Source organism: Mycobacterium sp. (assembly GCF_032159565.1).
Taxonomy (GTDB): Bacteria; Actinomycetota; Actinomycetes; order Mycobacteriales; family Mycobacteriaceae; genus Mycobacterium.
Genome location: NZ_JAVHWR010000140.1, coordinates 34911 through 41406 on the forward strand (window position 1 = coordinate 34911; position 6496 = coordinate 41406).

Genomic DNA, 6496 nt, shown 5'->3' on the forward strand with positions numbered 1-6496 from the left:
ATGCAGCGGATTATCGGAACAGAGGTCGAGTACGGCATCTCGTCGCCGTCGGACCCCACCGCGAATCCGATCCTGACGTCCACGCAGGCGGTGCTGGCTTATGCGGCCGCCGCGGGGATCCAGCGCGCCAAGCGCACCCGGTGGGACTACGAGGTGGAATCGCCGCTGCGCGACGCGCGCGGTTTCGACCTGAGCCGGTCGGCGGGTCCGCCGCCGGTGGTGGATGCCGACGAGGTCGGCGCGGCCAACATGATCCTGACCAACGGCGCGCGGCTGTACGTCGACCACGCCCACCCGGAGTACTCGGCACCCGAGTGCACCGACCCGCTGGACGCGGTCGTCTGGGACAAAGCCGGCGAACGCGTGATGGAGGCCGCCGCGCGCCATGTGGCCAGCGTGCCGGGCGCGGCGAAGCTGCAGCTCTACAAGAACAACGTGGACGGCAAGGGCGCGTCCTACGGTTCGCACGAGAACTATCTGATGTCGCGCCAGACGCCGTTCTCGGCCGTGATCGCAGGATTGACCCCGTTCCTGGTCTCCCGCCAGGTGATAACGGGGTCCGGCCGGGTGGGGATCGGGCCGTCGGGCGACGAGCCCGGATTCCAGCTGTCCCAGCGGTCCGACTACATCGAGGTCGAGGTCGGTCTGGAGACCACGCTGAAACGCGGCATCATCAACACGCGCGACGAACCGCACGCCGACGCCGACAAATACCGGCGACTGCACGTCATCATCGGTGACGCGAACCTCGCCGAGACGTCGACCTACCTCAAGCTCGGTGCCACCTCGCTGGTGTTGGACCTGATCGAAGAGGGCATCGACCTCAGCGATCTCGCGCTGGCCCGGCCCGTGCACGCCGTGCACGTCGTCAGCCGCGACCCGTCGCTGCGCGCCACCGTCGCTCTCGCCGACGGGCGCGAGTTGACCGGCCTTGCGCTGCAACGGATCTTCTTGGACCGGGTGGCCAAGCTGGTGGACAGCCGCGACCCCGACCCGCGCGCCGCGGACGTCGTGCAAACCTGGGCCAACGTCCTCGACCTGCTCGAGCGGGACCCGATGGAATGTGCGGATATCCTGGACTGGCCGGCGAAACTCCGTCTGCTCGAAGGCTTCCGCAACCGGGAGAACCTCAACTGGTCGGCACCGCGCCTGCACCTGGTCGATCTGCAGTACTCCGATGTGCGCCTCGACAAGGGGCTCTACAACCGCCTGGTGGCGCGCGGCTCGATGAAGCGGCTGACCACCGAACAGCAGGTGCGCGACGCCGTCGACAATCCGCCGACCGACACGCGCGCCTACTTCCGTGGGGAGTGCCTGCGACGCTTCGGCGCCGACATCGCGGCGGCGAGCTGGGACTCGGTGATCTTCGATCTCGGCGGTGATTCGCTCGTCCGGATTCCGACCCTGGAGCCGCTGCGGGGTAGTAAAGCGCACGTCGGGGCGCTGCTGGACTCCGTTGACAGCGCCGTAGAACTGGTAGAGCAGCTCACCAATTAGCCGTGCTATCCCGGGCAATCCCGCTGCCGAACGGTAGTGTGAAGTAACGGCGGGCGGCTATAGGCGCCGATGACAAAGCAGGAGGCAGCGATGGCTCAGGAGCAGACCAAGCGCGGCGGTGGTGGCGGCGAGGACGACGACCTCACCGGCAGCACGGCCGCCGGGCAGGAGCGTCGCGAGAAGCTGACCGAGGAGACCGACGATCTGCTCGACGAGATCGACGACGTTCTCGAGGAGAATGCCGAAGACTTCGTTCGCGCATACGTCCAGAAGGGTGGCCAGTGAGCTGGACGCAACGCGATCAGCTGCACTTCCCGTCACCTCTTCCCGGAGCTCCGTCAGTTCCGCAAGCCTTCTATGCTCCTCACGTGCGCGTAGACCTGTCGTCCTTCTCTGAACTGCTTCGTCGTTCCGCGCCCGAACTCCTACCCGTGAACAGAACCGGTGCCGAGGGCGTCGGAGCGGGTGATGCGCTGCCGCACGGCACCACGATCGTCGCGCTGACCTTTCCCGGTGGTGTGGTGATGGCGGGTGACCGCCGCGCGACCCAGGGCAACATGATCGCCAGCCGTGACGTGAAGAAGGTGTACATCACCGACGACTACACGGCGACGGGCATCGCGGGCACGGCGGCGATCGCCGTCGAATTCGCCCGCCTCTACGCCGTCGAACTCGAGCACTACGAGAAGGTCGAAGGTGTGCCGCTGACGTTCCCGGGCAAGGTGAACCGCTTGGCGACCATGGTGCGCGGCAATCTCGGTGCGGCACTGCAGGGCTTCATCGCGCTGCCGTTGCTGGCCGGCTACGACCTCGACGACTCCGATCCGGAGGCGGCGGGGCGCATCGTCTCGTTCGACGCCGCGGGTGGCTGGAACTTCGAGGAAGAGGGCTACCAGTCGGTTGGTTCCGGCTCGATCTTCGCCAAGTCGTCGATCAAGAAGCTGTACTCGCGGGTGGTCGATGCCGAGTCGGCGCTGCGGGTGGCCATCGAGGGCCTCTACGACGCGGCCGACGACGACTCCGCGACCGGCGGGCCCGATCTGGTGCGTGGCATCTACCCGACGGCGGTGATCCTCGGTGCCGAGGGTGCCGAGGAGGTGCCCGAGCAGCGGATCGCGGCGTTGGCCCGTGAGGTCATCGAAAGTCGTTCTCGCGAAGACACATTCCGCACCACGTCCGGGCCGTCGACCGATGCGCGGGGCGACTCGTGAGCTTTCCGTATTTCATCTCGCCCGAGCAGGCGATGCGCGAACGGTCGGAACTCGCGCGCAAGGGTATCTCCCGGGGCCGCAGCGTGGTGGTGCTCGCGTACGACTCCGGTGTGCTGTTCGTCGCGGAAAACCCGTCGCGGTCGCTGCAGAAGGTCAGCGAGCTGTACGACCGAGTGGGGTTCGCCGCGGTCGGGCGGTTCAACGAGTTCGACAACCTGCGCCGCGGCGGCATCCAGTTCGCGGACACCCGGGGCTACGCCTACGACCGACGCGACGTCACCGGCCGTCAGCTGGCGAATGTGTACGCCCAGACGCTGGGCACTATCTTCACCGAGCAGGCCAAGCCTTATGAGGTCGAGTTGTGTGTGGCCGAGGTCGCACACTTCGGCGAGACCAAGGCGCCGGAGCTCTACCGCATCACCTATGACGGGTCGATCGCCGACGAACCGCACTTCGTGGTGATGGGCGGCACGACGGAGCCGATCATCGAGAAGCTCAAGGACTCCTATGCCGAGAACACCGGGCTCTCGGAGGCGGTGAAGATCGCCGTCGCGGCCCTCAAGGCGGGTCGCAACGGCTCGGAGGACCGTATCCTCGGCCCCGACACACTCGAGGTCGCCATCCTCGACACGAACCGGCCACGGCGGGCATTCCGCCGCATCACCGGGCCTGCCCTCGAGGCCGTGCTGCCCGAGGACTCGTCCAGCTCAGAAGAGTAGCCGCCCTCCACTCGCAGGTCTCCTGCTCACAGCCGGTTGCCAGGCTGTTCTTTTCGGCGTGTTCCTGTTGACGTGGCGACTCTGCTGGAGGAGCATTTGTTGCGTCTTGCACAACGCGTTGCGCTATAAGCAACAGCCGACAGATCGGCTCGCCATGCCAAAAGTCGTCGTGATCGGTGCCGGGGTCGTCGGGGCTGCCCTCGCCGACGAGCTCACCGCGCGCGGACTCACCGACCTCACGGTGCTCGACCGGGGGCCGCTGTTCGCCACCGGCGGGTCCTCTTCCCACGCGCCCGGCCTGGTGTTCCAAACCAATCCGTCGAAGACGATGAGCGCTTTCGCGGGATACACCATCGACAAGTTCTGCTCGCTGGAACACCGCGACGGCTGGGTCTTCAACCAGGTCGGCGGGCTCGAGGTGGCCACCACCCCCGAGCGCTGGGCCGACTTGCACCGCAAGGTCGGCTGGGCCGAAGCCTGGGGAATCGAGGGCAGGCTGCTCAGCCCCGCCGAATGCGTCCAGCTGCATCCGTTGGTCGATGTCGACCGCATCCTCGGGGGTTTCCACACACCCGCCGACGGGCTGGCCAAGGCGGTGCGCGCCGTCGAGGCCCAGGCCGGTCGCGCGATGGCGCGCGGCGCGACTTTCGTGCCGCACATCGAGGTCGTCGGAATCGTCGACAAGGGCGGCCGGGTGGTCGGTGTGCGCACGGCCGACGGTGTCGTCGACGCCGACATCGTGGTGTGTGCGGCCGGGTTCTGGGGCGCCCGGCTGGCCAAGGAGGTCGGCCTCGTGGTGCCACTGGTTCCGATGGCGCACCAGTACGCGCGCACCGGACAGATCGCCGCGCTGGTGGGCCGGAACACCGAGTCGTCCGAGGCCGGCCTTCCGATCCTGCGCCATCAAGATCAGGACGTCTATTTCCGCGAGCACGTCGACCGCCTGGGTATCGGCTCCTACAGCCACCGGCCGATGCCAGTCGATATGACCACCCTGATGGCCGATACGGCAGGCGAGCCGATGCCGTCGATGCTGCCCTTCACCGAGGAGGACTTCGCGCCCGCTTGGTCGGCAGCAGCCGAACTCATTCCGGCACTTGGGGACTCGAAGGTCGAAGAAGCGTTCAACGGTATCTTCTCCTTCACGCCCGACGGTTTCTCGATCATGGGTGAGCATCGCGACCTGAAGGGGTTCTGGGTTGCCGAAGCGGTGTGGGTGACGCACTCCGCCGGTGTCGCCAAGGCGACGGCGGAATGGATCGTCGACGGAACACCGTCGATCGACACCCACGAATGCGACCTCTATCGCTTCGAGGACATGGCCCGCAGCCCCGATTTCATCATGCAGACCAGCTCGCAGGCCTTCGTCGAGGTCTACGACGTCATCCACCCCTCCCAGTTCCGCACTGCGCTCCGTGGGCTGCGCACCAGCCCGTTCTACGAGCGGCAGAAGGAGCTCGGTGCGTTCTTCTACGAAGGTGCGGGTTGGGAGCGGCCGGCCTGGTTCGAGGCGAACGCCGAACTGGCACAACGACTCAGCGCCGACGGTCTGCCGTTCCCGCAGCGCGACGACTGGTCGTCGCAGTTCTGGTCGCCGATCTCGATCGCCGAGGCGCACTGGACCCGCGAGCACGTCGCCATGTACGACATGACGCCGCTGACCCGCTACGAGATCGCGGGCACAGGCGCGGCGGCGTTCCTGCAGCGGATGTCCACCAACAACGTCGACAAGAGCGTCGGATCGGTCACCTACACGATGCTGCTCGACGAAACCGGCGGAATCCGTAGCGATATCACCGTCGCCAGGCTCGCGCACGACCGGTTCCAGGTCGCCGTCAACGGGCCGATGGACTTCGACTGGCTCAGCCGCCACCTACCTGGTGACGTCACGCTGCGCGACATCACTGGCGGCACCTGCTGCGTCGGCGTGTGGGGCCCGCTGGCCCGCGACACGGTGGCGCCGCTGTGCCCCGACGACCTGGCGCACGACAAATTCAAGTACTTCCGCGCGCTGCAGACCTACCTCGGCGCGATTCCCGTCACCATGCTGCGGGTCTCCTATGTCGGCGAACTGGGCTGGGAGATCTACACCAGCGCCGAATACGGTGCCGCGCTGTGGGATCTGCTCGTCGAGGCGGGCAGGCCACACGGCGTGATCGCCGCAGGGCGGATCGCGTTCAACAGCCTGCGCATCGAAAAGGGCTACCGGCTGTGGGGCACCGACATGACCGCCGAGCACCTGCCCGCCGCGGCGGGCGTGGACTTCGCGGTCAAGATGACCAAGGACGACTTCGTCGGCAAGGCGGCGCTGGAGCGCGCGGCGGCACCGCAGAAGGTGTTGCGCAGCATCGTGTTCGACGAACCGACCGCCGTCGTGCTCGGCAAGGAGCCGGTGTACATCGCCGAGCGCTGCGTCGGATATGTGACCAGCGCGGCGTATTCGCCGACGGTCGGGCGCACCATCGCCTACGCGTGGCTGCCTGCCGCGGCCGAGGTCGGTGACGGCGTCACCGTCGACTATCGCGGCACCCGGTTGGCGGCCGGTGTGCACGCCGAGCCCGTCGTCGATCCCGAGATGGCGCGGATCAAGAGGTAACGCAAACAATGGGTTACGACGTCATCGTCATCGGTCTCGGCGGGATGGGCAGCGCCGCCGCCTACCACCTGGCCGCGCGGGGTCAGCGAGTGCTGGGGCTGGAGAAGTTCACTCCCGCACACGACAAGGGCTCCAGCCACGGCGGCTCGCGCATCATTCGGCAGTCCTACTTCGAGGACCCGGCGTACGTGCCGTTGCTCCTGCGGGCTTACGAGCTGTGGGACCAACTCGCCACCGACACCGGGCTCGAGGTCTACCGGCTGACCGGCGGCCTGTTCATGGGGCCGTCGAACTGCCTGACCGTCGCCGGAAGCCAACGCGCCAGCCAGGAATGGGGCCTGTCGCACGAGATGCTCGACGCCGCCGAGATCCGGCGTCGCTATCCGACATTCACGCCGTACCCCGGCGACATCGCCCTCTACGAAGCGAAGGCGGGGTTCGCCCGCCCGGAGATGACGGTTCAGGCGCACATC

At 67.2% G+C, this 6496-nt stretch carries 6 protein-coding genes; all 6 read left to right on the forward strand.

What is annotated here, in order from left to right; translation table 11 throughout:
* Nucleotides 1-1497, forward strand: a complete 1497-nt coding sequence (gene dop / locus QOC76_RS19015; protein WP_526359179.1) for a pup deamidase/depupylase — start codon at nucleotides 1-3, stop codon at nucleotides 1495-1497.
* Between the two features lie 90 nt (nucleotides 1498-1587).
* The gene (locus tag QOC76_RS19020; RefSeq protein ID WP_046365221.1) at nucleotides 1588-1782 is read left to right on the forward strand and encodes a ubiquitin-like protein Pup; all 195 of its coding nucleotides are present in this window, start codon (nucleotides 1588-1590) and stop codon (nucleotides 1780-1782) included.
* A complete protein-coding gene (gene prcB / locus QOC76_RS19025; RefSeq protein ID WP_526359181.1) occupies nucleotides 1779-2708 on the forward strand; it encodes a proteasome subunit beta in 930 nt (309 codons plus the stop codon). The genes QOC76_RS19020 and prcB overlap by 4 nt, the downstream gene beginning before the upstream one ends.
* The gene (gene prcA, locus QOC76_RS19030; RefSeq protein WP_526359183.1) at nucleotides 2705-3427 is read left to right on the forward strand and encodes a proteasome subunit alpha; all 723 of its coding nucleotides are present in this window, start codon (nucleotides 2705-2707) and stop codon (nucleotides 3425-3427) included. Before prcB ends, prcA begins: the two co-directional genes overlap by 4 nt.
* Nucleotides 3428-3581: 154 nt before the next feature.
* A complete protein-coding gene (locus tag QOC76_RS19035; protein ID WP_526359185.1) occupies nucleotides 3582-6023 on the forward strand; it encodes an FAD-dependent oxidoreductase in 2442 nt (813 codons plus the stop codon).
* 8 nt (nucleotides 6024-6031) lie between these two features.
* Nucleotides 6032-6496, forward strand: a 465-nt coding sequence (locus tag QOC76_RS19040; RefSeq protein ID WP_526359187.1) for an FAD-dependent oxidoreductase, incomplete at its 3' end; no start/stop codon positions are given.

Excerpts from the sequence above, each read along its gene's own strand:
- dop (WP_526359179.1), top strand. The coding sequence starts at position 1 with ATGCAGCGGATTATCGGAACAGAGGTCGAGTACGGCATCTCGTCGCCG.
- QOC76_RS19020 (WP_046365221.1), top strand. The coding sequence starts at position 1,588 with ATGGCTCAGGAGCAGACCAAGCGCGGCGGTGGTGGCGGCGAGGACGAC.
- QOC76_RS19035 (WP_526359185.1), top strand. The coding sequence starts at position 3,582 with ATGCCAAAAGTCGTCGTGATCGGTGCCGGGGTCGTCGGGGCTGCCCTC.